The organism is Blautia sp. OM07-19 (genome assembly GCF_003481595.1).
Classification (GTDB): domain Bacteria; phylum Bacillota; class Clostridia; order Lachnospirales; family Lachnospiraceae; genus Blautia_A; species Blautia_A intestinihominis.
Genome location: NZ_QULA01000006.1, coordinates 78,524 through 104,348, shown reverse-complemented (window position 1 = coordinate 104,348; position 25,825 = coordinate 78,524). Strand labels below are relative to the sequence as shown.

The 25,825-nt window shown below is 38.5% G+C and carries 26 protein-coding genes and 1 tRNA gene; 5 read left to right on the top strand and 22 right to left on the bottom strand.

The window, feature by feature from the left end; all coding sequences use genetic code 11:
- Nucleotides 1–17: 17 nt before the first annotated feature.
- The 15 genes from DXC01_RS06430 to DXC01_RS06355 all read right to left on the bottom strand — a co-directional run bounded on the left by DXC01_RS06430 (nt 18) and on the right by DXC01_RS06355 (nt 13,688).
- The gene (locus DXC01_RS06430) at nt 18–1,061 is read right to left on the bottom strand and encodes a HAMP domain-containing sensor histidine kinase (RefSeq protein WP_118698553.1); all 1,044 of its coding nucleotides are present in this window, start codon (nt 1,059–1,061) and stop codon (nt 18–20) included.
- The gene (locus DXC01_RS06425) at nt 1,061–1,771 is read right to left on the bottom strand and encodes a response regulator transcription factor (protein WP_005347237.1); all 711 of its coding nucleotides are present in this window, start codon (nt 1,769–1,771) and stop codon (nt 1,061–1,063) included. The genes DXC01_RS06430 and DXC01_RS06425 overlap by 1 nt, the downstream gene beginning before the upstream one ends.
- Complete coding sequence (locus tag DXC01_RS06420) at nt 1,750–3,183, bottom strand: phospholipase D family protein (RefSeq protein WP_118698552.1); 1,434 nt, start codon at nt 3,181–3,183, stop codon at nt 1,750–1,752. The genes DXC01_RS06425 and DXC01_RS06420 overlap by 22 nt, the downstream gene beginning before the upstream one ends.
- A gap of 175 nt (nt 3,184–3,358) precedes the next feature.
- Nucleotides 3,359–3,784: a MarR family winged helix-turn-helix transcriptional regulator gene (locus DXC01_RS06415; protein WP_006858455.1), complete on the bottom strand. Its 426-nt coding sequence runs from the start codon at nt 3,782–3,784 to the stop codon at nt 3,359–3,361.
- Nucleotide 3,785: 1 nt separating this feature from the next.
- The gene (locus tag DXC01_RS06410; RefSeq protein ID WP_172679323.1) at nt 3,786–5,150 is read right to left on the bottom strand and encodes a citrate/2-methylcitrate synthase; all 1,365 of its coding nucleotides are present in this window, start codon (nt 5,148–5,150) and stop codon (nt 3,786–3,788) included.
- Between the two features lie 254 nt (nt 5,151–5,404).
- Complete coding sequence (cls, locus tag DXC01_RS06405) at nt 5,405–6,964, bottom strand: cardiolipin synthase (RefSeq protein WP_055166960.1); 1,560 nt, start codon at nt 6,962–6,964, stop codon at nt 5,405–5,407.
- Between the two features lie 35 nt (nt 6,965–6,999).
- Nucleotides 7,000–7,680 carry a GTP pyrophosphokinase gene (locus DXC01_RS06400; protein WP_118698551.1) on the bottom strand — a complete coding sequence of 227 codons (681 nt, stop codon included), beginning with the start codon at nt 7,678–7,680 and terminating at the stop codon, nt 7,000–7,002.
- Nucleotides 7,681–7,718: 38 nt separating this feature from the next.
- The gene (gene bsh, locus DXC01_RS06395; RefSeq protein ID WP_118698550.1) at nt 7,719–8,696 is read right to left on the bottom strand and encodes a choloylglycine hydrolase; all 978 of its coding nucleotides are present in this window, start codon (nt 8,694–8,696) and stop codon (nt 7,719–7,721) included.
- 135 nt (nt 8,697–8,831) lie between these two features.
- The gene (locus DXC01_RS06390; protein ID WP_118146098.1) at nt 8,832–9,236 is read right to left on the bottom strand and encodes a hypothetical protein; all 405 of its coding nucleotides are present in this window, start codon (nt 9,234–9,236) and stop codon (nt 8,832–8,834) included.
- A 7-nt stretch (nt 9,237–9,243) separates the two neighbouring features.
- Nucleotides 9,244–9,540, bottom strand: coding sequence for a hypothetical protein (locus tag DXC01_RS06385; RefSeq protein WP_005334864.1), 297 nt, complete (start codon nt 9,538–9,540; stop codon nt 9,244–9,246).
- A gap of 9 nt (nt 9,541–9,549) precedes the next feature.
- Nucleotides 9,550–10,548 carry a DUF6017 domain-containing protein gene (locus tag DXC01_RS06380; protein ID WP_118146069.1) on the bottom strand — a complete coding sequence of 333 codons (999 nt, stop codon included), beginning with the start codon at nt 10,546–10,548 and terminating at the stop codon, nt 9,550–9,552.
- 78 nt (nt 10,549–10,626) lie between these two features.
- Nucleotides 10,627–11,532 (bottom strand): ParB/RepB/Spo0J family partition protein, encoded by a 906-nt coding sequence (locus tag DXC01_RS06375; RefSeq protein ID WP_118146071.1) that lies wholly within the window; start codon nt 11,530–11,532, stop codon nt 10,627–10,629.
- Nucleotides 11,522–12,307 (bottom strand): ParA family protein, encoded by a 786-nt coding sequence (locus DXC01_RS06370; RefSeq protein ID WP_118146100.1) that lies wholly within the window; start codon nt 12,305–12,307, stop codon nt 11,522–11,524. Before DXC01_RS06370 ends, DXC01_RS06375 begins: the two co-directional genes overlap by 11 nt.
- 14 nt (nt 12,308–12,321) lie before the next feature.
- The gene (locus DXC01_RS06365; RefSeq protein WP_118146073.1) at nt 12,322–13,191 is read right to left on the bottom strand and encodes a ParB/RepB/Spo0J family partition protein; all 870 of its coding nucleotides are present in this window, start codon (nt 13,189–13,191) and stop codon (nt 12,322–12,324) included.
- A 423-nt stretch (nt 13,192–13,614) separates the two neighbouring features.
- Nucleotides 13,615–13,688 (bottom strand) — tRNA-Arg (locus DXC01_RS06355).
- A gap of 830 nt (nt 13,689–14,518) precedes the next feature.
- On the opposite strand from DXC01_RS06355, the gene DXC01_RS06350 reads away from it, so the two are divergent.
- Entirely contained in the window at nt 14,519–14,797 is a 279-nt protein-coding gene (locus tag DXC01_RS06350; RefSeq protein WP_118698549.1) for a hypothetical protein, read from the top strand.
- 229 nt (nt 14,798–15,026) lie between these two features.
- Nucleotides 15,027–15,389, top strand: a complete 363-nt coding sequence (locus DXC01_RS06340; protein WP_118698547.1) for a hypothetical protein — start codon at nt 15,027–15,029, stop codon at nt 15,387–15,389.
- A 221-nt stretch (nt 15,390–15,610) separates the two neighbouring features.
- Here DXC01_RS06340 and DXC01_RS06335 read toward each other — a convergent pair whose 3' ends face one another.
- The 7 genes from DXC01_RS06335 to DXC01_RS06305 form a co-directional block, all read right to left on the bottom strand.
- Nucleotides 15,611–16,480, bottom strand: coding sequence for a DUF3881 family protein (locus DXC01_RS06335; RefSeq protein WP_022213645.1), 870 nt, complete (start codon nt 16,478–16,480; stop codon nt 15,611–15,613).
- 18 nt (nt 16,481–16,498) lie between these two features.
- The gene (serS, locus tag DXC01_RS06330) at nt 16,499–17,794 is read right to left on the bottom strand and encodes a serine--tRNA ligase (RefSeq protein ID WP_118252480.1); all 1,296 of its coding nucleotides are present in this window, start codon (nt 17,792–17,794) and stop codon (nt 16,499–16,501) included.
- A gap of 36 nt (nt 17,795–17,830) precedes the next feature.
- Complete coding sequence (locus tag DXC01_RS06325) at nt 17,831–18,367, bottom strand: DUF4446 family protein (protein ID WP_118252481.1); 537 nt, start codon at nt 18,365–18,367, stop codon at nt 17,831–17,833.
- 17 nt (nt 18,368–18,384) lie between these two features.
- Nucleotides 18,385–19,323, bottom strand: coding sequence for a ParB/RepB/Spo0J family partition protein (locus DXC01_RS06320; protein ID WP_118698546.1), 939 nt, complete (start codon nt 19,321–19,323; stop codon nt 18,385–18,387).
- Nucleotides 19,323–20,090, bottom strand: coding sequence for a ParA family protein (locus tag DXC01_RS06315; protein ID WP_022213436.1), 768 nt, complete (start codon nt 20,088–20,090; stop codon nt 19,323–19,325). Before DXC01_RS06315 ends, DXC01_RS06320 begins: the two co-directional genes overlap by 1 nt.
- A 514-nt stretch (nt 20,091–20,604) precedes the next feature.
- The gene (locus DXC01_RS06310) at nt 20,605–21,225 is read right to left on the bottom strand and encodes a response regulator (protein ID WP_118698545.1); all 621 of its coding nucleotides are present in this window, start codon (nt 21,223–21,225) and stop codon (nt 20,605–20,607) included.
- A 27-nt stretch (nt 21,226–21,252) separates the two neighbouring features.
- Nucleotides 21,253–22,077 (bottom strand): sensor histidine kinase, encoded by an 825-nt coding sequence (locus DXC01_RS06305; protein WP_243111561.1) that lies wholly within the window; start codon nt 22,075–22,077, stop codon nt 21,253–21,255.
- A 457-nt stretch (nt 22,078–22,534) separates the two neighbouring features.
- Between DXC01_RS06305 and DXC01_RS06300 the strand changes: the two genes are divergently transcribed.
- From DXC01_RS06300 to DXC01_RS06290, 3 genes are read left to right on the top strand one after another with little or no spacing between them, the layout of a single operon-like run.
- On the top strand, nt 22,535–23,464 hold the full coding sequence (locus tag DXC01_RS06300; protein WP_118698543.1) for an ABC transporter ATP-binding protein: 930 nt from the start codon (nt 22,535–22,537) through the stop codon (nt 23,462–23,464).
- Nucleotides 23,465–23,512: 48 nt separating this feature from the next.
- Nucleotides 23,513–24,634 carry an ABC transporter permease gene (locus DXC01_RS06295; protein WP_118698542.1) on the top strand — a complete coding sequence of 374 codons (1,122 nt, stop codon included), beginning with the start codon at nt 23,513–23,515 and terminating at the stop codon, nt 24,632–24,634.
- Nucleotides 24,621–25,769: an ABC transporter permease gene (locus DXC01_RS06290; protein ID WP_118698541.1), complete on the top strand. Its 1,149-nt coding sequence runs from the start codon at nt 24,621–24,623 to the stop codon at nt 25,767–25,769. The genes DXC01_RS06295 and DXC01_RS06290 overlap by 14 nt, the downstream gene beginning before the upstream one ends.
- Nucleotides 25,770–25,825: the final 56 nt, after the last annotated feature.

Sequence of the window (25,825 nt, the reverse complement as noted above, 5' to 3'; positions counted from 1 at the left end):
ATCTGTTTTTCTTAAACTTATATGGCCTCATCTTTCTGTATTGGAAGCTCTACAACAAATCTGCATCCACCATATTCACGGTTTTCTGCTTTGATTGTTCCTCCGGCACTATCTACAATCCGTTTTACAAGTGCAAGACCTAGGCCATTTCCTTCTGCTTTATGAGATCCATCTACCTGATAGAACTTGTCAAATATTCTGGATTTTACATCATCCTCTATTCCTGGTCCTTCATCTTCCAGAATGAACTTAACAGAATCCTGTTCTTGTTTCAGAAACATCATAATTGTCCCCTTTGAAGGGCTGAACTTAATCGCATTATCCAAAAGATTTATCCAGATATGCATAAAAAGTCCTTCATTCCCAGTATATTTAACTTCCTCCAATTCTACCTGAAAACCAATTTCTTTTTCTGTCCATTTTGTTTCCAATGAAAGAAATGCCTGGCGGATCTGTTCATCCAGACGATATTCTTTTTTTTTCATTGGTATATTCTGATTCTCTAACTTGGATAACAGCAAAATATTACCAACCAATCCGGAAAGTCTTTGGGTGTTAAATAAGATTTTTTCTACATATTCCTCTTGATCCGGAGACAGTTCTTCTCCCTGAAGCAGCATTGTATACCCTTCAATGGCATTAATCGGGGTCTTAAACTCATGAGAAACATTAGATACAAAATCCATCTGCAGCACCTCTGTTGCACGAAGTTCTTTTGTCATAACGTTAAAACTTTGATAAGATTCTCCAACTTCTGCTATACGGCTGTTCGTTTCCAAATGCTGTTCAAAATCTCCCTGAGAAACTTCCTTCATTGCTTTACTAAGTCTGGTAATTGGTTCCAGTAACTTTGCATTGATAAAGGAAGTGATCAGCCCTGCAATCAATGTATTGAAAATCAAAAGCCAGCCAAGCATAGGTATGCTACCAGGCAGATTAAAAAAATGATTCAAAAAAGCAAATAATAACGCAGATATGACTGTTGAAAATACGAGTGCCAGCCAGATTGCACCAGTCAGACAGGATCGGATCCGCAATCCTTTTTCTTTCTTTTGTTCCATTATTTTTTCACCACCTTGTATCCAATTCCACGCATTGTTACAATTTCAAAATCAGGGTTATCTTTCAAACGCTCCCTGATTCTTCCTATATGTACCTCTATCGTATGTGGGTCTGCCTCCGTCTCGTATCCCCATACTTCATCCATCAACTGTTGTTTTGTAAATGTTCTGCCTGGCGAAGCTGCAAGCTTATATAAAAGCAGGAATTCTTTTTTAGGCAAAACAAGACTTTCCTTATCAGTTGTAACCGTCATTGCATCATAATCAAACTCTGTTGAACCGATCACAATTTTGTGTTCATTCAGTATCTGTGCACGGCGAAGCAGTGCTCCGACTCTTAAAACCATTTCATTCACATTTACCGGTTTTACCATATAATCGTCACTTCCCGAAAGAAATCCCTGGCGCATATCATCAAAGGAACCTTTCGCAGTGATCATAAGCACTGGTATCTGATATCCTGCTGAACGAAGTTCTGACACCAGTTCATAGCCATCCATAACCGGCATCATAATATCAGAAATGATCAGATCAATATATTCCTTATCCAATACTTCTAATGCCTGTGCTCCATCCGATGCACTTTTGACTTGATATCCATTCTTCTCAAGCACTTTTTGGAATAGCTGGCTTAATTCTTTATCATCTTCTACAATCAATATTTGAAACACGTTTTCCTTCCTCCTTATTAAAACAGATACCTTGCCCATCCAAGCAGATGCTGTACCAAAAGTATGTTTCTCTGACGCTTCTTTGTCAATTCAATTGGCTCTACATGATACGGATCACGATAGGTTCCATCTTCCAATACCTGTCGGGACACTCTTTCATATTCCATCATGCCTTCTTCCAACTGTTTATTAATCTCTTTGCTACGTATTACAAGCATCAGTTCCGTATCCAGATACGTGCTTCTCATATCCATGTTAAAGGAACCTATTACGGATAGATCATCATCAATCAGGATGCTTTTTCCGTGGTAAGAATAGCCGCCTTCATACTCCCAGATATCAATTCCTGTATTTAAAATTCTGTTTCTGTTTCTCGCATAATCAGCAGAACCAAACGGATTTCCATTGTTGGCAACCGAATTGGTCATGATAGAAAAATCCGGAACTCTCTCCGCAATCTCTTTCCATGTATTATACATCATATCATTGCAGATAATATATGGTGTATGAATTTTCACGCGCTCTTTTGCATTTTTCATTAGTTCTCCCAGTTGATACCAGACTACTGGTTCCTTGGAACCTGTGTGGATAGGATTTGACACTAATGCAATCTTTTCTGTCTCAAAAGTTTCGTCCGTGTAATCGGTATCGCAGATTCTTTCCTTATTCTCTTCAAAATATTTCTGATAGCCGTTCTGCAGCTCTAAAACTGCGTTCTTTACAGATTTTCTATTTGCCAGTTTTTTATTGTCATGAAAATAACTACTGTCTTCTTGTTCCCATATCGTTTCAAAATACTCTAACAACTGGTTAACTGAATTTTCTTTCTCAGGTTCATCGCAAACCACTAACACGTCTCTGTCATAGTTCTTATGTCCCGGAAAATCACCCAGGAAATAGTTGTATGTATTTCTTCCCCCAAGAATATATTTCTTTCCATCTGCAATCAAATATTTATCATGCATTCTACCCATCATTTTCCACGGTTTCAACGGATTGGCCTTATTATACAGTTTAATTTCAACATTCTCATGGGAAGATAATCCATAGAAATACGGATTTCCTTCCATATCAATCCAACTCTCCATTCCATCTACTAACAGACGAATATGTACACCTCTGTCTGCCGCATCATACAGTGCTCCTAAAATCAATTTTCCACTTTCATCGGATTGAAATGCAAAAGTAGAAAGAATAATTTCCTTTTTTGCATTCTTGATCAAACGCACTCTTTGTAAAAGCGCTTCTGGATTCTTTTCTATGATTACTGCCCGTTCTATATTTTCACTGCATTCGTTCCATGACCCATTTTTTGTTTCTTTTTTGGTTGTATTGGACACTTCCGGCTGCTTTTTATATGCAACGCAGATTCCGAGCAATTCATAAAAAGCCACACATAAAAAAATTGCCAGTATAACAAGAAGGATTTTACATATTTTATGCTTTTTCATTGTACATCACCTGATTCCTTTTTATTTCATACTTATACAATACAAAGTCAATCTCAATTTAACCTCAACAAAATTTATTTTTCATAAAAAAATATGACCGGCTTCTTTTTAAAGAAACAGTCATATTTTTATTCTAATATATGAAGGAGCTTTTCTTACTCCGTTGTATTAATCACTATTTTATTTCTTCCATAAGCTGTCGGATTTTTCTCAATGTACACCGTGTAACTGCCAGGTCATCTTCTTGTATATTCGATATAATTTTTTCATAAGCTTCTATCATTTTTTCTTTCTGACAATTACTTAATTCAATTGCCTTGTTCGTCAAAACAAGGTATGTTCTTTCTTTTTTTTCATCTAATTTCCAGATAATATATCCTTTATTTTCAAGACTTTTTACCATCTTAGATGTTTCTGGAATCGATAATTTCATGTATTCTGCCACTTCTGAAAGATATACTCCTTCATGACAGTCTGATTTTTCAACACATTCCTTTATACTATAAAGAAACAAATAATCTGTTCTTTCAACAAATTCAAATATACTTTCAACATTGATGCTCTTTAAAAAAAACTCCTCTGCACTGGTTCCTGCTCCCATATTATCGTTCCTCTCTTTCTATATATTCTTTTTTGCTGACTAGACTCTTATATGCCGGGCGAATGATCTTATCTGTAGTTATCAATTCTTCCAGGCGATGTGCACTCCAACCAGCAATTCTTGCTATCGCAAATAATGGCGTGTACAATTCTCTTGGAATATTCAACATGTCATACACAAAACCACTATAGAAATCTATATTAGGACTTACTCCTTTGAATATCTGACGCTGCTTTGCAATCAACTTAGGTGCAATCTTCTCAATATTGTTATAAAGGGTCATATCTTTCTCACGTCCTTTATCCCTTGCGAGTTGTTCTACAAAGCCTTTGAACACCCTTTCTCTTGGATCTGAAATAGAATATACAGCATGTCCCATTCCATAAATAAGTCCTTTCTGATCAAACGCCTCTTTCTTCAAAATCTTACTCAGATATGATGCAATTTCCTCTTCGTCTTCATAATCTTTCACATGACTTTTAATATCATCCATCATATTCATTACCATCAGATTTGCACCGCCATGTTTTTTTCCTTTTAAGGATGACATTGCTGCTGAAATAACAGAATAAGTATCTGAACCTGAAGATGTTACTACCCGTGTAGTGAATGTAGAATTGTTACCACCACCATGTTCCATATGTAACAATAATGCTATATCCAGTACTCTTGCTTCCAGTTCTGTGAATTTTGTATCTGGTCTTAATAGGCGCAGGAAATTTTCAGCAATAGATAAATCTTTTTCAGGTCTATGAATATACATACTTTCGTTTTTTTCATAATGACAATAAGCATGGTATGCATATACTGCTAACATAGGAAATGCTGCGATCAACTGCATACTCTGCCTTAGCACATTCGGAATTTCAAGACTTTCTTTCTCCTTATCGTAAGAGCCCAATGTAAGAATACTTCGAGTCATAGAACCCATAATATCTGATGTAGGTGCTTTCATAATGACATCTCTGGTAAAGTTAGTCGGTAGTTCCATACAATCAGATAGTCTTCCCTGAAATTCCATTAACTGTGTATCAGTTGGCAATTCTCCGAATAAAAGAAGATATGCTCCTTCTTCAAAGACAAACCTTTTTCCTTTACTTCCTGTTACTAAATCTTTTATATTATAACCACGATAAGATAACTCGCCATCACATGGACTCTTTACTCCATCACGATATTCAAAAGCTTTTATATCAGAAATATTTGTAAGCCCCGTCAACACACCTTGGCCTTTTTCATCTCGTAAGCCTCTTTTTACACCATACTCTGAATACAGATTCTTACTAATGCTATCATTTTGTTCACAAAAAATTGCTTGCTGTTTCATATAATTTTCCAAATTGCTCATTTGAATCGCTCCTTTCATTCTGTTACGAACTTACATACTATACTCAGATATTCTTGTTTCCAGTGCATTCAGCATTGTCTGTTCTTTTTCTTATTCTTATTCATTAGCAATACAATACAATGGAAAACTCAATTTAACCTCAACAAGGTTTGTTTTTTCATCCATGCAAAATCTTCTTTGTACAACAGACTGTTAGATATAGCAAAAACGGCCTTTCAAAAACAGTTAACTTCTAAATCAACTGTTTTTTGAAAGGTCGTTTCATCAGATTCTTATAGCAATCCAGCAAATAATCTCATAAATAATTGTCCCAGTCGCAAATATGCACTTCGTCCGGTTTGATATTGGTCTGTCACATCACGACATTCTCCCATCGTTCTTATCAGATCATTTTTTATTTCCACAACTGCCTGACAATCTGCCATAAAACAGCCGTTTTCAAAATGGTGATATAAACTTCGATAATCCAGATTAATTGTTCCACAAGTTGCCATACAGTCATCTGCCACACTCATTTTTGCATGACAGAAACCAGGAGTCCACTCATAAACACGAACACCATGTTTAACTAATCCATGATAAAAAGAACGAGTTATATTATAAATGAATTTTTTATCAGGGATACCAGGTGTGATAATTCTTACGTCTACCCCTCGCTTAGCAGCCAGACATAACGCATGCGTCATTTCATCTGTTATGATTAGATATGGAGTCATAAACCAACAATATTTTTCAGCTTTATTTATCATACTGATATAAACTTCTTCTCCTACTTGCTCATTATCCATAGGGCTGTCTGCATAAGGTTGAACAAACCCAGTTTGCTGTGCCGCATAATCATAGTGGAAAAGGTATTTACTAAAATCAGAATCATTAGCATCCTTATCACTTACTGCATTCCACATTTCCAAAAATGTCACCGTAAGCGACTGAACAGCATCTCCTTCTAAACGAATACCTGTATCTTTCCACTGTCCATACGGGTGTGTGTAATTAAAATATTCGTTTGCTAGATTATATCCACCTGTAAATCCGACTTTTCCATCAATAACTGTTATTTTTCTATGATCACGATTGTTCAAAAACAGATTTAAACCTGGCATAAACGGATTGAATACACGGCAATGAATTCCTATTGCCTCCATCTTTTTCACAAAATCTGTGTTAATAAAGCCTATAGAACCCATATCATCGTAGAATACTCTAACTTCCACACCTGCTTTTACTCGCTCTTCCAGAACATCTTGAATCTTATGCCATGCTTCAGCGTCTTCTATCGCATGATATTCCATAAAGATAAACTTCTGTGCTTTCTCCAAATCCTTAAGCTGTGCCTCTAATCCTTTCACTGCTTCATCAAAATACACAATATCCGTATTCTGATAGATTGGATACTGCGAATTTCTTTGTATGTAACTTGCTATATTTCCTGCTTTCGGAATTGTTTCTTTTATTTTGCTCAAACACTCCTGACTGTCCGGAAGCATTGGTAACAATTTGCTATCAATTTCTGCATATCGCTCACGCATTTTATGTGTGCCACCATTCAAACCAATCAACAAATACAGGCCTACACCCATAATTGGAAAAATTAGAATTAAGATGACCCAAGGCATTTTCATAGAGGATGTCTTATTTGATGCGTACAATCCCAAAACCAAGATCCCACTCAAAATCCTTGTAAATAAATTTATGATTTCTGCATATTCATTCAAGCGTGTTACGATAGTAATAATAAAAATCACTTCCAGAAGAATGCAGATTATGGAAAAACACAGCCGTTTTACCCCATTTTTTGTTTTTGCTTTGCCCTCTAAAGTATCTTGTTTCATATATATTCCACCTTCCTACTTGCTCAGTTTTCTCCCTAAATTTCGTGGAACATACCAATTTTGTCTTTTATTCTCTGCATTTCATTATCTGCTTCAATGATAGCTCTTGCAGAATGAAGTAATTCTTCACTTATCTCATCATAGCCAGGCATTTCTTCAATTCCTTTTTTATAGCGAAGTTGATGTTCCAATGTTGCCCAGAAATCCATACCATTGGTTCGAATCTGTAATTCTACACGCATAGGTGTTTTACCCTTAGCAAAAAATACTGGTATTTCAACAATCATATGATAGCTTCGATAACCATTCGATTTTGGATTTTTTATATAATCTTTTATTTCAATAACTTTAATATCATCCTGTTGGGTAATCAAATCTGATATCATATAAATATCGTCAATAAACGCACAAACTATTCGAACGCCTGCTACATCATTGAGATATATCTGTATATTTTCTGTTGTAAATTCATATCCCATCTTCTGCAGTTTATCGTAAATACTATTGGGCTGCTTAATTCTTGTTTTTATAAAAGAAATAGGATTTCGATTGTTCTCAACTGAAAATTCATCATCCAAAACCTCAAGTTTAGTTTGTATCTCCCGAATAGCACAACGATACATCATCATTAAATTATAAAATTTTGTAGCATTATTTAAAAACTGTAGTGATTCCGGACTGTTCATCCTGAGTTTTTTTACTTCATCTTTTGTCATGGAACTTTCCTTTCTACCTCATCCCTGATTTCAAAACATTATTTATTTTGATAGTTGATTCGTTCTCCTTGAATTACTGGATAACAAATCATTTTATCACTATCCAGATTTTCTACATGCATATCTACTGCACTGATCTGATGGTTTTCATAAGTATTGTAATAATAAATACCTTTTGTAACATTACAACACGACGTATACAATGTGATTTCATATTTTCCATCCGCTACTTCGCAACATCCTCGTTGCTGATCCACAGATCCGAGAATGTGGAAGAATTGGCTAACGCTTTCTTCCTCTGATTCACCTGAAATTGCATTTACCTTTGTAAAAGCTACACGTACAAAGCGTGAGGAAGATGAGAGATCTCCCGGAAGACCTAATCCTCCCATACCTCTACTATATGCATCAAGAGCCAAATTTTCGCAGAAAGTATTTCTGGGCTGTTTAGGAGATAAATACATATAATTATTTAGTTGAAACATCTGCTGTGGAAATGGCGGATTATTCGTAAGCACTCCTACTGGATTATCATAAATATGCAAACCATCTGACATAGATTCTACCGTAATTGACTCATTCTCATCAGAAATGATCCAGTGTAATTGTGCTAATGGTAATTGCTCGCTGAAAGGAGTATTAACAATATTAATTCGTTCAAGAAGCTCGCGAACTTCAACTAAAGAAGAACACTGACTTAAAATCCACGGAATAAATTCAAACTGTGCAATATTTTCCACATCTGGCTTAATCACGGCATAAACAGCATTTCCGACAAAATTCAGTCCTGCCATTGCCACTCCTTTTTCATTCATAGCATCATAATACAAAGGATAATCCTCTGCAACATGAGCCATTCCAATAATTGCATAATGGTTTTTCATATCGCCAACATGGCGAAAATTAAACGCATAATTACGTGGTGTAATTACTATCTGATCACCATAAGAGAATTCATAATCGAGGGTTCGTCCAAAGTAAAAATCTTTTGTTTTATAAGTTGCTGCTGTACACATGATCGTTTATCCTCCTAAATAGATTGAAATATGTCAATGAGTTTTTTTCTTGAACAATATTATAGCACAATTCTTTTATTTTGTTCTAACTTCATACATGATCATAACATGTAAACTTTAAACTATTTTCCTAGATTATTTCTCCATCAGTTTTTCAAACCAGGTATCCATAGCTAGGATGAATTGACCTACGTCTGGCAATTCTTGCAGCATTTCGTTTAGGGTTTTGTGCTTCACATATTTCTGCACATACACCCAACAGGCAACGCTACTGGCTTCTGATACAATGTCAGCTATGGTTTTGCGCATAAGCTCTTCAAATTCAGCAATTTCTTCTTTTGGAACAACATCATACAGTGTTGGTGCCTGATGACTTAATTTTACTCCATTTTCATTTGCATCTTTAAGCAGATTCTTAACTTTTTCTCTTGAATCCTCCGGTACTTTCATGTACTCCCACATAAATGCTACCACATCGGCTGGTGTGTCTTTTTTTAGTGGTGGTAACTGAATATAATCATTGTTTTCGCTCATTTTCATATCCTCCTCACGATATAATAAAATCAATAATACGTTCTCTTGTCATGTCCAGTACAGTGTCTACGAATACTCCTGCAAACAGGATCAGATACAGAATTACACTCAGCGAAAATAGAAATGCAACCTGTACCCAATCATGGTAACAGTATGCAGTCGCTATGATCAATAAAGTGAATATAAACCCAAGGATCCCTCTGACAACCGCATAAGTCTGTACTGTCATTTTTACTGCCAAGCCGATCACAAAAAGGATCAGCCATACCGGCAGTAATAATATCTTCCCAGCAAGTTTTAAAATAAACATGTGCACCTCCTATCTTACCAGTCCTGGCATATCATGGTTCACCTCTGCCTGATAATACCCGTTCATCGTTGACGGTGCATTAAACAGAGCTGCTAATAAATATTTCTTGATGTTCTTCACCTTTGTGGTGTTACCACTCATACAGTGTAAGACATACTCGATATGTGAATAGGTCAGCATCAGAAATTTTTTCTTCACCAGTGATGCCGGATACCAGTTGCTGGCAATCAAGATTTTGTCATTTTTACACATCACAGTCTCTACGATCAGGTTCACGATTTCATCTACCTGCCGCATATCGTCATGATGGGTTACTTCCAGTGATTCATAATCAATGGTCTCTTTGACAAGGTTTTCATAAGCCTGATAATCATCAGAGCGGTTATCGACATCGGATCGATTCTCATCTGCAGATACGATTTGATTAGATTTATTATCATTCATTTCAGTATCACTAAGATTAGTATTATTAGGGTTTGAAATGTAAACTTCTTGAAGTTTGTTTTCGGGACTTCTAGAAGTTTGATTTTGGGACTTCATGAAGTTTGAAATGTAAACTTCTGTAGATTCCTCATTTTCCACAGAAGTTTGTTTTTTAAACTTCTTTAATTCCTCTTCAAATTTTTTCTCATCTGTTTTCTCAGGCATAAAGGTTTTCACGTAGATAACGTTCACCTTTCCAAATCCCTGTCTGCGTTTCTCAATCAGGCCAATCCCTGTTTCGTCATCCAGTTCTCTCATGGATTTGATGGCTTTATTTCTGCCACAGTTCAGTAATTCCATGATATCTTCGATGGAAAAGTAGATATATGCTCTGTTTTTGTCATCAAACCACTGATTCTTGATGGAAAGAGACATTCGATCCAACATCAGTCCATATAAAATTTTAGCATCGCTCGATAAATCTTTAAAATAGCTGTCTGTAAATAATGCTTTTGGTATACGGTAGAAGCTGAACTGATCAGCTTCGGTACCGTAAAAATAATTAAATGTCATTTTTTTCTCCATAATTTCCTCCTTTCATTTTCTGCTAAGAAGTCCTCTTTTTAAACTTCTTTGACTTTGTTTTCTTAGCTTTTTCTATCTTTAACAGGAGTGTTCCTGCATCCATTTTTCTAATAATGATTCAATCACCTGTTCCATATCTTTGGCTGTGTAATCATCCGGAAAGTACTTTGTCAGTTTCTTTCCCGAGAATGTGAGAGAACGGGATACTTTCTTTGCCATCACACAGTTATTGAAAATTGATAACATCTGAATCTGATTGATTGGTCCATCATTCAGTTGATTTCTGAGTGCTGCAATCTGTTTTGGCTTGATAAATCCAGTGTCGCTAATATATTCGTAAATCCATTCCTGTACTTCCTTATCGATATAGGAGATATTAACAGCAACCGTGAACTGAAGCTTTTTGTTATCTACCAGATCAAGAAGTTCCGGAATTAACTCTGTCAGTCGAATGTAACGCTGAATCTGTTTATAACTTTCACCTGTCCCATCCGCAATTGCTTCCGTTGTTCTTTTGAACTTTGGGACATTTTGTCCCAAAGTCAAGTCTGTCCGAGAACCTTGGTGTTTCATGGCCTCTTGTTTCATTTTGTAAGCAAAAGCTTTTTCACTCGGCAACAATTCCTCTCGCTGAATGTTAGCGTCCACCATAGCCACAATGGCATCATCATCCGATAATTCTCTTACGATTGCCGGAATTGTCGTCAGTCCTGCAAGCTGTGCTGCATGCATTCTTCTGTGACCGGATACCATTTCATATTCTTCATTTTCATCCATGCGAAGCAGTACCGGTGTCAGTACTCCATTAATCTTTACACTTTCAACCAGATCCTGCATCTTTTCATCATCCAGCACCTTGAACGGATGATTTTTAAACGGATGGATCTTACTGATCTCTATCTCCATTGCAGATTCTTCATTTACCACACCCAGCAGTTCATCAATGCTTGCCAGTTTAATCTTTTCGCCACTTCTATTTTTCATTTTTCAAAACCTCCTGTGTTAAGTTCTTATATGCTTCGGCAACTTTTCCTTTCGGGCAGTGCATGTAGATGCTTTTTCCCTCTGCACTGGTCTCAGCAGCTTTTACAGACATTGGTATCACATTTTCAAATACTTCTATCTGGCTTCCGTAGGTTGTATGTACTCTCGATGCAATGTCCCTTGCGTAATTGGTTCTAAAATCTACCATAGTCAGGAGAATGCCCTCAATCGCCAGTTTTCGGTTCAGTCTTTTCTTTACTGTAAGAATGGTCTTGATCAGCTGCTGAAGTCCTTTCACCGGCAGATATGCGGCCTGTACAGGTATCAGCACGGAATCGGAAGAGACCAGTGCATTGATTGTCATCATACCAAGGCTTGGCATACAGTCGATCAGGATATAATCGTATCGGCATCTTATCGCATCGATATATTCTTTCATGATCATTTCTCTGCTCATAACATTTCCCATCGTTACTTCCAGTGCGGAAAGCTCAATATTTGCCGGGAGAAGATCTACATTTTCCTGGTGATGTAAGATCCCATCTTCCAAAGAGATTTCTTCTTCGTTGATGACATCCAGCATGATCGTTGCCAGTGTGATGCGAAGATCATCCGGTTCTTCATATCCAAGACTTGCGGTTAAACTTCCCTGTGGATCCGCGTCGATCAGCAACACTTTCTTACCTTCTCTTGCCAGTCCAATGCCTACATTTACGGTTGTGGTGGTCTTTCCGACGCCACCTTTCTGGTTTACTACGGATATAACTTTACACATGATTTCTTCCTCCTTTAACTTTCCCATGATTCTTTTTTCCATAATTTCAACAGTGCCAGTATTTCCCGCTTCATCATTGCCGGTGTATAGGAATTCGGAAAATACTTATGTAGCTGTTCGTTTGTGAAAGCCACTCTTGTGATTTCACCCTTTTTAACCTCACACATGATTTCTTCCATCTTTTCCAGTGACAACTGCTTTTCTTTACTCAGTTGCCGGATCCTCTGAGCCTGTGAGAGTGACGGGATTGCCTGTGCATACTCCATTGCTACAAGCAATTCCTTTTGCTCTTTTTCACTTAATGCTGCTATCTCTACAGCCGGACAAAAAGAAATAATCTCATCATCCAGTTTCTGCAGCATTTCCGGTATCAGTTTTGTCAGTGAGATATAACGCTGCACTTGTTTTGGACTATCACCACAATCCTCGCTGATGATCTCTATTGCCCGCTTTCTTGGTGTTTTGTGGTCAACTTGGCTCTTTTTTCGACCACTTTTTCTTTTCAATACGTCATTCTTCAGTTTGTAAGCAAAAGCTTTTTCACTGTAGCTGATCCGTTCTCTGTGAAGATTGGAATCTACCATGCTCAAGATGGAATCATCTTCACTTAATACCCGGATGATTACCGGTACTTTACGGTATCCCAGTTTCTCCGCAGCATGTTTTCTTCTGTGACCGGATATGATCTCATAGTATCCATCCGGTACTGGTCTGACGATCAGCGGATTTAATATTCCATACTTCTCAATGCTTTCCTGCAGAAGAAACATTTCCTTATCATCTTTCACCTGAAACGGATGCTCTTTGAACGATCGAAGACGCTCAATCTCAATTTCTATGATTCTTTCTTCGTTTTCTCCTGATTGTCTGTTTGGCTCAGTCATCTTGACTCCTTTCCTCCAGGATTCAGGATACTAAAAAATGCCTGCCTGGAACTTTTATAGATAGTAAAGTTCCAAACAGACATTGCTGTTTAACCATTAGCTGTAGCTAATAGAATCGAATACTGTTTCAGCTAATTTATGTTTGCAGGTTTGGGAGAGATTGTTTCTTTTCCCGCCTTTTCTCTGATTTACATCCCCGAATAAGGGGTGACAACAGAGCGGAACCCAAATGTTAGCTGGACTTCCTAAAACCCATGTTTGCAAACCGGTAATTTTGATTAGCTGTCAGCTAACAAAAATCGGATTGCGTTAGCTGGAAATTGATCATTTTGAATGGAATTTTGTGTCACGAACGTGATTAGAAAATAACAAAAGCGTTCGTTGTCAGCTAATCCAGCTAACATTTTCGAACGCTTTGAAGCCCGTCGCCAAGAGGATTTGAACCTCCGACCCCTCGCTTAGGAGGCGAGTGCTCTATCCAGCTGAGCTATGACGACACATGCCGCAAACCCTTGATTTTACTGGGTTTCTGGGATTTTTCCCTTCGGCCATATATAAGATTATCAACTCTTTTTCGAGTTGTCAATCTACAGATTTTTTTGATTTGGTAACATTAGAACGTTCCCCAATTTGGGGAATGCTTTGTTGTCACCATTAGCATTTTTCAGAATAGATTCGAACTGAAAGTTGTTTTTCATTTTTTCCCTTTGGGGAATGCCTCTGCATTCTCTTAGGAGGCGAGTGCTCTATCCACCTGAGCTATGACGACACATGCCGCAAACCCTTGATTTTACTGGGTTTCTGGGATTTTTCCCTTTGGCCATATATAAGATTATCAACTCTTTTTCGAGTTGTCAATCTACAGATTTTTTCGAGTTGGTAACATTAGAACGTTCCCTAATTTGGGGAATGCTTTGTTGTCACCTTTGGCATTTTTCAGAATAGATTCGAACTGAAAGTTGTTTTTCATTTTTTCCCTTTGGGGAATGCCTCGGTTTTCTCTTAGGAGGCGCCTGTTCTATCCATTAAACTAACAGGACAAATATCTCACAAATGAAATTGTACTATATCTTCTCCCAAAAAACAAGTCTTTTATTTTATCAAGTTTGCATCAAATCATTTATAATTTTTTACAATTCCCTTGACTTTCTTGGTCGTTATATACCCGAGTTGTCCCTGGTAATATGTGCATTCTACCCTGATGAAAAAACTTATCCCTGAGCAAAACTTTTCTATACAATACTCTGGAGCAAAATCACGTTATACTTTAGTATATATGTCATCAGAAACAACAACGAACTTATTTATAAAAAGGGGACCTTAACTAATGAAAAAGAGATTATTCATCGTAGTAAATGATGTTTTACCATTGCTTGACACCAAAGCAGCAGAGGGAAACAACACTGTTGTAGGTACAGAGCCTAATCTCAAAAAATACGATAAAGAAACAGCTATGAAAAATCTGCCGGAAATGGAAGCAGCTTTTGAGTTTCCACAGACAAAAGAATATCTTGATAAACTGGGGATAGTATATAAGGGAAATGGAATTCTCAAAAGGATTTCAGGAGATCTGCTTCCAGAAGAAGCAATGCACTGTTCCCTTTAAGAGATACGCAATTCTGGTTAAAAGATGTTTTGGAGGAAGCGGATAAAATTTTGGCACTTACTGACCCCAAATTAAAATCTTCAGAAAGCTGGTCAAAAAAGGCGGACGAAATTCGCGAACTTCGCAAACAGTATAATTTTCTCCAGGAATTTGAAAAGACAATGGTATATGCAAATGGAAAAACCTTTATAGCAGAAGAATATTCCGCGAGTACAGAATTTGTAATCTAATGTTAACAAACAGCGAATGGAAGTATCAGACATTTTATTCTTTTGCCGATTTAAGTGAAGACGCTTTCGCAGATATTCTGGATAAGGCTATCTGGCATCCAGATACACCCGTAGTAGAGAACACCTTTGTAGACAAAAAAGTTTTTAACGAACCTATTAATAAGAGCTTCAGCGTCTTGATCAAACAGACCAATAACCGTGAAAATGATCTGGAAGAAGCTCCCGACCTGGAGAACGCAGTTTTATATGTAAAATACGATCCTGAAACTGACGTTATCGAAATCTGTGGCCACGAGAAAGCGCGTAAGGAATTCAACGAAATCATGCAGAAAGCTCTCCCATTCAACAGCATTAACAGATAAATCCGCCTACCAGTTGGCTACCCCATTTTTTGTAGCAAAGCGGCTATTCATAATCCGCTTCGCTACTTATATATATATCTTCCTCCTTAAGTAGTATAAATAAGAAAGTCCCCACCCACTGCTTATTGCCTTTCGCAATTAAAGTAGTGGGTGGGGACTTTCTGTTCTTCCAGCAGAATTTTATCTTTATCTGCCGCCTGTATTTTAATATTATTTATCTGTCAGAAATGGATCTGTCCCTGAAGCCAGATATTACCTCGAAAGCGTCTTCCAATCTCCGGTTCACCCAGGAGGTCTTTTTTGTTGATGCAGATATCGAACTGCATGTTATTGCTCTCTACTGTCATCTGAATGAGTTCTTCATTTGTCACCTCATTGCGGGTATGATGGATTTCCTGGATTTCTCCCAGAATTCCATACTGGTCACACTGGATTCCATGAGGCATGAAATAAGAATCCACGATCGTAAAAATATCTTCATTTACGATCCTGTGGGAGATCATGGAATATGTATCCATGTCTTCCATCGTAAGGCTTTCCATCGCTTCCTCGTCACCATTTCTGGCTGCCGCAATCAGTGAACTACGATTCTTACTGGTTTCCTTCTCGACCTTTACTGCTTCTTTATCTTTCAGGACCGGAAGAAGAATACGTCCCTCATCTGCAAGGCCGGATAAAGTCAATGGTTTGTTCAAAACATTTCCTTTGCTTTTTTCGAGCATATATCTCGCACCATTCTGCAGATAAAAGATCAGTGTAATTCCTATTCTCAGATCGTCGCAGGCACCTGCAAAAGATTCTTTGTCTGCATGCCGTTCTACTGTCACCGGTTCATTCGTTGTAATGCCGGTTCCCTTAAAGAAAGGATAATAATATTCCACGTGAAACCTGTTATCTTCATCGTACTGACCGCAAACAGTAATTCCGCAGTCGTATCCATAACTTTTGGAGAATTCAGCAAAAGTGCCGTCCGGATGGTCTGAAACCACGTTTTTTTCATCGTAGTTTCGAATCACATCCAGCAGGATTTCTTTCATCTCCGCACGTTTCTTTATTTCTGAAAAACCGACTGCTTTTAAATAGCTGTGCAAAAGTACACCTCCATATCCTTATGCGCGGGTCTTTTTCTCAATTTTCTTCATGCCGCCCATGTATGGCTGCAGTGCTTCCGGAATATTTACGGATCCGTCAGCATTCAGGTTATTTTCCAGGAATGCGATCAGCATTCTCGGAGGAGCTACTACAGTGTTGTTCAGTGTGTGCGCAAGATATTTCTTGCCATCTTTTCCATTTACACGGATTCTCAGACGACGAGCCTGTGCATCACCTAAGTTAGAGCAGCTTCCTACTTCGAAATATTTCTTCTGTCTTGGAGACCATGCTTCTACGTCAAGAGATTTCACCTTGAGGTCTGCCAGATCACCGGAGCAGCATTCCAGTGTACGAACCGGAATATCCAGAGAACGGAACAGATCAACAGTGTTCTGCCACAGTTTGTCAAACCACATCGGGCTTTCTTCTGGTTTGCAGACAACGATCATTTCCTGTTTTTCAAACTGATGGATACGGTAAACGCCTCTCTCTTCCAGTCCGTGTGCTCCTTTTTCTTTACGGAAGCATGGGGAATAACTTGTCAGTGTTTTTGGAAGTTCTTCTTCCGGAACGATCTGATCGATGAATTTACCGATCATAGAATGCTCACTTGTTCCGATCAGATACAGATCCTCACCTTCGATCTTGTACATCATGGCATCCATCTCTGCAAAGCTCATAACGCCTGTTACAACGTTGCTTCTGATCATGAAAGGCGGTACACAGTAAGTAAATCCACGGTTGATCATGAAGTCACGCGCATATGCGATAACTGCGGAATGAAGTCTTGCGATATCTCCCATCAGATAATAGAATCCGTTACCTGCAACACGTCTTGCGCTATCCAGATCGATTCCGTCAAAGCTTTCCATAATATCTGTGTGATATGGAATTTCATAATCCGGAACAACCGGCTCACCAAATTTCTCGATTTCTACGTTTTCACTGTCATCTTTACCAATCGGTACAGATGGATCAATGATGTTCGGGATAACCATCATGTTTTTGAGAAGTTCTTCTTCTACTTCTTTTTCTCTTGCAGAAAGCTCATCAATTCTTGCACCAGATGCAGCCACCTGTTTCTTAACCTCTTCTGCCTCTTCACGTTTGCCCTGACCCATCAGTGCACCGATCTGTTTGGAAATCTTGTTTCTCTCTGCTCTGAGAGCTTCTACTTCCTGCTTGATCTCACGGTTTTCTTTGTCCAGTTCGATAACCTTGTCTACCAGTTCCAGTTTGCTGTCCTGGAATTTGTTTCTGATATTCTGTTTTACAACTTCCGGATTTTCTCTCACAAATTTAATGTCTAACATTTTTTCTCCTCCTGAAAATAAGTGGTTATATCCATTTTATTTTTTCGTTGTTTCGCCTTCATTTACTTCACCAAGTCCAAAATTAACTGCCTTGCGAAGTGCTTCTACCTCTTCCTGACTAAGCATTACATAAGATTCACCCTTGACGATCTCTTTTAAATAAAGGAAGCAGTTATCACGACTGTGTACTGCATTCAGAATCAGACCTGTGTTTTCTCTGTCAAGAAGTGCCAGCGCAAAACTCAGTTTTCCTCCAACATCGTCAAATGCATCGTATTTTTCAACACCATACTTGCTGTAAAGTAATTTGAAATGTTTTGCCAGAGTGCGTATTGCCTTTTCATGATCCTCTTTTGCCTCAAAAAGATGATCGATCTGTGCAAATTTACGAACGAAAGTTTTCTCAAGTGACTGAGCATCGCTTCCTTTCATAAACATTTTATATTTTCGCTCCAGTCGAGTCAATCTCATATTACTGCTTACTGTAGACGCAATCAATACCAGAACTACAATAAGCAAAATAATGATAACAATTCCAGGATCAATACCAATACTATCAAAAATTGTACTCATATCATACCCCTTTTATTTTATCTGATAGATTCAAATAAATCTATAATTCTCTCAAGGTCATCTCTTGAATAGTATTCTATTTCTATCTTTCCCTTATTGTTCTTCTTTCTGTGAATAAATACACGTGTTCCGGTAATATTCTTCATCTTTTCTTCAAGACTTTCATAAATTGCATCTTCCGCCGAATCAGATGACGAAGTTTCTTTTTTCTTTGATGGGTTTAAGATTGTCTTTACCAGCTTTTCTGTCTCTCTTACGCTGAGCTTCTCATCAAAAATCCGCATTGCTACAGAATACTGTTTCTCTACATCTGAGATAGCAAGCAATGCACGCGCATGTCCTGCTGAAATCATTTCATCCACCATCATCTGCTGTACTCTCGGATCCAGTTTCAACAGACGAAGAGAGTTTGTTACAGCTGTCCTGCTCTTGGATACTCTCTCTGCGATTTCATCCTGTTTCAGATTAAATTCATCAATCAGACGTTTATATGCCATTGCTTCCTCGACAGGATTCAGGTCTTCTCTCTGAATGTTCTCTATCAGGGATATCTCCACAATTTCCTGGTCGGAAAATTCTTTGATGACAACCGGAATTTCTTTCAGTCCAGCCATCTTTGCTGCACGCCATCTCCGTTCTCCTGCGACAATTTCATAATAGTCCTTCTTGTCAGATACGAGAAGCGGCTGCAGAACGCCATACATCTTGATAGATTCAGCCAGCTCAAGGAGTGCATCTTCATCAAATTTCTTGCGTGGCTGTTCACGATTCGGCTCTACTTTTGAAATTTTTACAATCGTTTCGCCCTTTACAACGGACTGTTCTGTTGTTGATTTCGTACTTGCTGTATTTGTCTTTGGCTTAGAACTTCTTACAGTTTTAGGTTTTTCCTGTGAAACCTTTTCCGGAAAAAGTGCATCCAGACCTCTTCCAAGTCCTGATTTTTTTCCTGCCATTATTTATCCTCCCTGTTAATAACTTCTTCAGCTAAAAGGCGATAAGCTTCTGCACCGGCAGATCTTGAATCATATATATTGATAGGCTGTCCGTAACTTGGTGCTTCTGCAAGTCTTACATTTCTCGGAATAATGGTCTTATAAATATTCTGTTGAAGATTATCCTTTACATTCTCGACTACCTGTAAAGAAAGATTTGTTCTGGCATCATACATGGTAAATACAACGCCTTCCATTGCAAGTTTCTTATTTAATCTGTCTTTTACAAGATCAATCGTATGTATCAGCTGAGAAAGGCCTTCCAAAGCATAATACTCACACTGTATTGGAACAAGGACAGAAGTTGCAGCTGTTAATGCATTGATTGTCAGCATATTCAAAGACGGCGGACAATCCAAGATAATATAATCATATTTTCTTCGAAGTTTATCCGTAATTCCCTTTAAAATATACTCTTTATCGTCCACACCAATCAATTCGATTTCTGCTCCGGATAAATTTATATTGGATGGAATTAAATCAAGATTTTCCACTACATCTTTTATAACTGTTTTTTTAATGTCAGCTTCTCCAAGAAGCAATTCATAAAGCGTATTTTCTACGCCATTTTTATCAACGCCTAACCCACTGGTTGTGTTTCCCTGCGGATCTATGTCAATTGCCAGAACTTTTTTCCCTTTTTCAGCAAGGCATGCAGAAAGGTTAATTGCCGTTGTAGACTTACCAACACCGCCTTTCTGGTTGGCTACTGCTATAATTCTTCCCAAAGTTCACCCTCCTTTCAAAATCATTTACGACCTATCAATTATAGCACTTTTGCCTTTAATGTTCCACATAATGTTTCACGTGAAACATTAAAATTTAGGAAAATTTTCATCAACGAATTGTTTATAATTTACAAGTTTACAAATATATCTTTCTATATCATCTATCTTACAGCGCGTCCGTCAATGTTTCACGTGAAACATTTTATAAGCGTGAAACATACAATATTAATCATTTCTGTTTCATCTATTTTGAACAGTCCTGGTAAAGTGCATCACGAATGAGCTTTGTCGGCATCTTTTAGTTTACATAATATTTGTTCGTTAAGAAGTGTCGCCTCACATGTCTTTCTATTAAATACATTTGTCTTTTTTCTTTCCTTTTCCCTAATGCCTGATATCTTCTTTCATCTTCCCATTTTTCCCTTCTATCTGCTTCATCACACGCTTTTTTCCCTGTATATGCCTCCTCTCTGGCACCTTTTTCCACATAATTGTATATTTTTTTAATAATTATTCACCTGTGTTGATAATAAAACACCGCCACCTGAGTCCTGTCCCTTAATTGCAGTTTATCTAATATGGCACTCAGATAATTTCGGATAGTTCCTTCGCTCAAAAACAGCTCTGCCGCAATTTCTCTGTTGCTGTATCCATCAGCGATCAGACGGATAATCTCCTGTTCCCGTTCGTTGATCCCATAACTACTGTAATCGAACTTTTCTTCCTTCCTGATCAGATCTGGTATTTTAGATACGATTTCTTTTCCAAAAACCGTCTGCCCTAAATTTACCGCCTGCAGCGCAGGAAGAATACTGGCATAATCCTGTTTTAAGAGGTATCCTTTTGCCCCTAACCGAAGTGCTTTTACTATATATTCATCATCCAGAAATGTCATCAAAAGCAGGATTTTTGCCTCCGGATACTCCTGCAGAATATGTTCAGAAGCCTCCAATCCGTTCATTCCTTTCATCCGAATGTCCATCAGCAGTACATCCGGGCAATACTGTCTGTACAGTCTGCACGCATCCTCTCCATCGATTCCAGTTGCAGCCACTTCAACGTCCCCATTGATCTGTAAGATCGTCTTCAACGCTTCTGTAACCAGACAATCATCATCTACAATTACTATCTTCATCTTAATTTTATCCTCATTTTTACTGTTCTAATCCTGTTGTTTTGGAATTACGGCAAATATCCGAAATCCATTTTTTCCATTGATCTGCAAGGTTCCTCCAAGTGATGTCACCCGTTCCTGCATATTTTTTAATCCTATTCCTTTGCTGTCTGCTTCCTTTTCTGAATATCCTTTTCCATTATCTTCGATACAAAGCTGATACAATGCCGGATGTTCTCTGAGTACTATTTTTACAGCTGTCGCATTACTGTGTTTTATAACATTCGACAGTGCTTCTTTTATAATTGCCGCAAAGCAATATTTAATTTTATTGGGTATTATTTCGGACATATCGTATTCCATCGTGCAATTTTCAAAGTCCTTTATAATTCCCTCTGCTATCTCTCTGAGAGTTTCAGATTCATCATGAAGATTATGTACGCTTGAACGTATACTGTTCATAGCAGAATTCAGTGATGTGTCCAGTCCTTCCAACAGACTTTCCATATTCTTGTCCCGATTTAAGGTCTTTGCCGCACCGGTTAATAAGATAGTCCTTGAAAGCAAATGTCCTACATTATCATGGATTTCGCGGGCAATTCGGTTTCTCTCACGAAGTGTTGCCGCATAAATTTCATAATTTTGTTTTTCCTGCAATGCTTTGTTTTTTTCTGCAAGAAGCATGGTACGTTCTTCGCTGTCATCTTTTATTCTTCTTATTTCAAAGTACATTTTGTCGTACTTTATTGCATCAGTCGCTAATATCCACGCTAAAGCCTCTATAATCAGTAATATAGTTGTCATTATTGGCAAAGAAGCGTCATTTTTTATCAGTATTATTGTTCCCAGAAACCCTCCTGAAAGTGTCGTCACCGTCTCCTGTTCTCTTACGAGAATATAGATCAATACGGGACAGAACAATCTTATTTCCGGCATTACAAAAAATGATACCGCAAATATACTCCATAATAAGATTTTGGTGTATTTCCTGTCAAAGAAGTAACTGCCACATATTAATATCACTGTCTCTAGCATTGCCAGTACCAGCCCTCTATTCAGGCTGAGTGTACATAATGGCAGGATTCCTCCCAGAAAAAGTATTCCTGTATCTCGAAAATACCTCATCACTCAATTCCTCACTATTTATTGATACTACTGCAAACAATTACGTAAAAACATCTCTGTTCAGAATCATTATAATATATTCCCCTGCCCCATACAAAGTGACAAATGTCACGTCTCTTTGATGACATCGCACACTTGGTATTCTTTCTGATTTCTTTTATAATCATTTCATAACCTCAAATTATATGAGACCGGAGGAACTATTATGATTCATATAGAAAATCTTGTAAAACGATATGGAGATCTGGTCGCTCTGAATCATCTGAATCTGGATATCAAAGAAGGAGAGATCTTCGGTCTTCTCGGTCCGAACGGTTCCGGCAAAACAACTGCGATCAACTGTCTCCTTTCTCTGCTGAAATATGATAAGGGCGACATCGAGATCTTCGGACAGAAAATGACGCCTGACAACTACGAAGTCAAGCAGCAGATTGGTATTGTACTTCAGAATGTAGCGGTTTTTGATGAGCTGACTGTATCTGAAAATATCGATTATTTCTGCGGTCTGTACATACATGACAAAAATCGGCGAAGGGAACTTGTCGAAGAAGCCATCCGGTTTGTCGGACTGGAAGACTACCGCAAAACACGACCTCAAAAACTTTCCGGCGGTCTTCTCAGAAGGCTCAATATTGCCTGCGGGATTGCTCACAAACCACGACTTATCATCCTCGATGAGCCAACTGTCGCCGTAGATCCGCAAAGCCGCAATAAAATCCTGGAGGGCATTCAGGAATTAAACCGCCAGGGTTCTACGATCATCTACACTTCACACTACATGGAAGAGGTCGAACAGATCTGTACACGAATCGCGATCATGGATCACGGACGCGTCATCGCATCCGGAACCACTGAAGAATTAAAGAAAATGATCAAAACCGGCGAAACGATCACCGTCGAAGCTCTTCTTCTGACCGAAAAGCAGCTTCAGGATATCCGAAATCTTCCCCATGTATTTGATGTACATTATGAAGATCAGATCCTCACTCTTCGCTGCACCGGTGCACAGCATAACCTGATCCGGATTCTGAATTACCTCCAGAGCCAGAATCTCACATTTGGCAGGGTTTTCTCTGAACTTCCTACACTGAATGATGTATTTCTTGAAATAACTGGAAAACAGCTTCGTGATTGATGTATAATTATGCATTATTATGTATATTTTTAAGAAAGGATCTTTTCTATGCGGCATTTAATAAAATATAACCTTCTGGTCAAGCTGCGAAATTTTAATATGGTCTTCTGGCCGCTTGTTTTTCCGCTGATCATGGCCACTTTTTTCTTTTTTGCATTTGGAAATCTGAATGACGCGGACTTTGAAACCGTGCAGGTCGCACTTGTAAAAGAGTCTGCCAATCCTGTATTTGTTTTTTTCCTTGATCAGGTTCAAAGCGGAGATTCTGAACTGATCGCTCTTCATGAAATGAGTGAAAAGGATGCGCTTGACGCATTAAGTCAGAAAAAGATCTCCGGCATCTACTATGAACAGGCTATCCCAGGCCTTACACTCAATGGACAGGGAATTCCTGAGAGCATTCTACAGTCCGTCCTGGAAAGTTATGAAAACAATCTGCATACGCTGCAGACCATCCTGAAAAAACATCCTTCCGGACTTCTCTCCGCTCTCCGGCAGATGTCAGATACAAAAGACCTTGTCCGGGAAGTCTCTCTCGACGGCAAAACAATAGATGGGAATTCGCAGTTTTTTTACGCTCTGGTCGCAATGGGATGTCTTTATGGATGTTTTATCGGCTTTGGCTCTGTGATCACTTTACAGGCCAATTTAACGGCTCTGGCGGCACGTCGCTGCATCACGCCTACCCACAAGCTGAAACTGATCCTTTCAGAACAGATTGCCTCTTTTCTGCTGGGGTACGCAGATGTGATCGTTCTGCTTCTGTATCTGCGAAATATCCTGAACCTAGATTTTCAGGGACAGTTCGGCAAAATGTTGATTATTTCTCTGTTCGGAAGCCTGATCGGTGTATCTATGGGATTGTTTATCGGAAGTCTTAGCAGACTGAATGAAGGCATCAAGATCGGAATCATGCTCGCAATCTCCATGTCCTGCTGTTTTTTGTCAGGACTTATGAACGGCTCTATGAAAGACACCGTAGAAAAACACGCTCCGATCATCAACAGGTTCAATCCTGCTGCACTGATCTCCGATGCTCTTTACTGTATTAATGTATATGACGATGCCTCACGCTATTACAGAAATCTGATCACACTGATCGTCATGAGTGCCGCGCTTGTTCTTGCTTCATTCTTGCTTATCCGGAGGGAACGTTATGACAGTATTTAAAGGATACTTAAAAATTTTAAAGAAAAATCTCGGAATGCTTCTGATATATCTGGTGATCTTTTTTGCAATTGCCATCGCACTTCAGGCTTCTGCCCGCAAAGAGCATCTCGGTACTTTTGAAAAGACACGGATCAATGTTGCCGTCGCAGACAGAGATCAGAGCGAACTTTCCCGGGGTCTTATCAGATACCTCAGTACTATCCACAATGTATCTGAAATCTCCAGTGAACCATCCGTTATGCAGGAGGAACTTTTTTACAGAAATACATCTTATATCGTGCAGATCCCGGAAAATTTTTACCAGACATGTATTGAAGAGGAAGAACCTCTCTCCGTCACCAAAGTCCCTGGTTCTTATACCTCTTTTTACGTAGATCAGCAGATCAGTACATGGATCAATTCCATACGTACTTATACAGCCGCAGGTTTTTCCCTTAAGGAAGCCATGGATGCATCCATGGAATTGCCTGCCTCGGAAGTAACTATGTACAAAGGTACGGAAAATAATCTTGAAACACCACCTTATATTTACTATTTCCGCTATGTTCCTTATCTGTTTCTTGCTGTGCTCAGTTATTCCATGGGGTATGTTCTCCTGGCTTTTCAGAAAGAAGATATCCTGAAACGAATGCGCGCCTCAGCAGTCTCGCTGCGTCGTCAGAATATGGAAGGACTGCTCGCAATGTTTATGCTCGGAGCTGTACTCTGGCTGATCTCAGTCGCAGGTGTCTGTGTCCTTTTTGATAAGGAGTTCCTTACTTCTCCTCTGATCGGATACTATATTCTGAATACGGCACTGATGCTTGGTATTGCACTTTCGCTCTCCTATCTTGTGGGGATTTTTGTCAAAAACAGCAATATGCTGAATGGAATCTCCAACCTGCTTTCACTGGGAATGTGCTTTCTGTGCGGAGCATTTGTCCCAATGAGTATTATGAACAAAAGCGTCCTTAAGATTGCTCAGTTTCTGCCGGTCTACTGGTATGAATCTATAAATGAAACACTTGCACAATACAAAACCCTGCCCGTACCTGTTGCAGAAGAAATCTGGAAATCCATGGGAATCGAAGCTATGTTTATTGCTGCCTTTGTATTTATGATTCTGGCGATTTCGAAGTATAAACAGCAGGGCTGATATTTTCTCCTCAATTTAAAAAAAGCCCCGTGGCTGGCTGAATTTGTTTATCAACT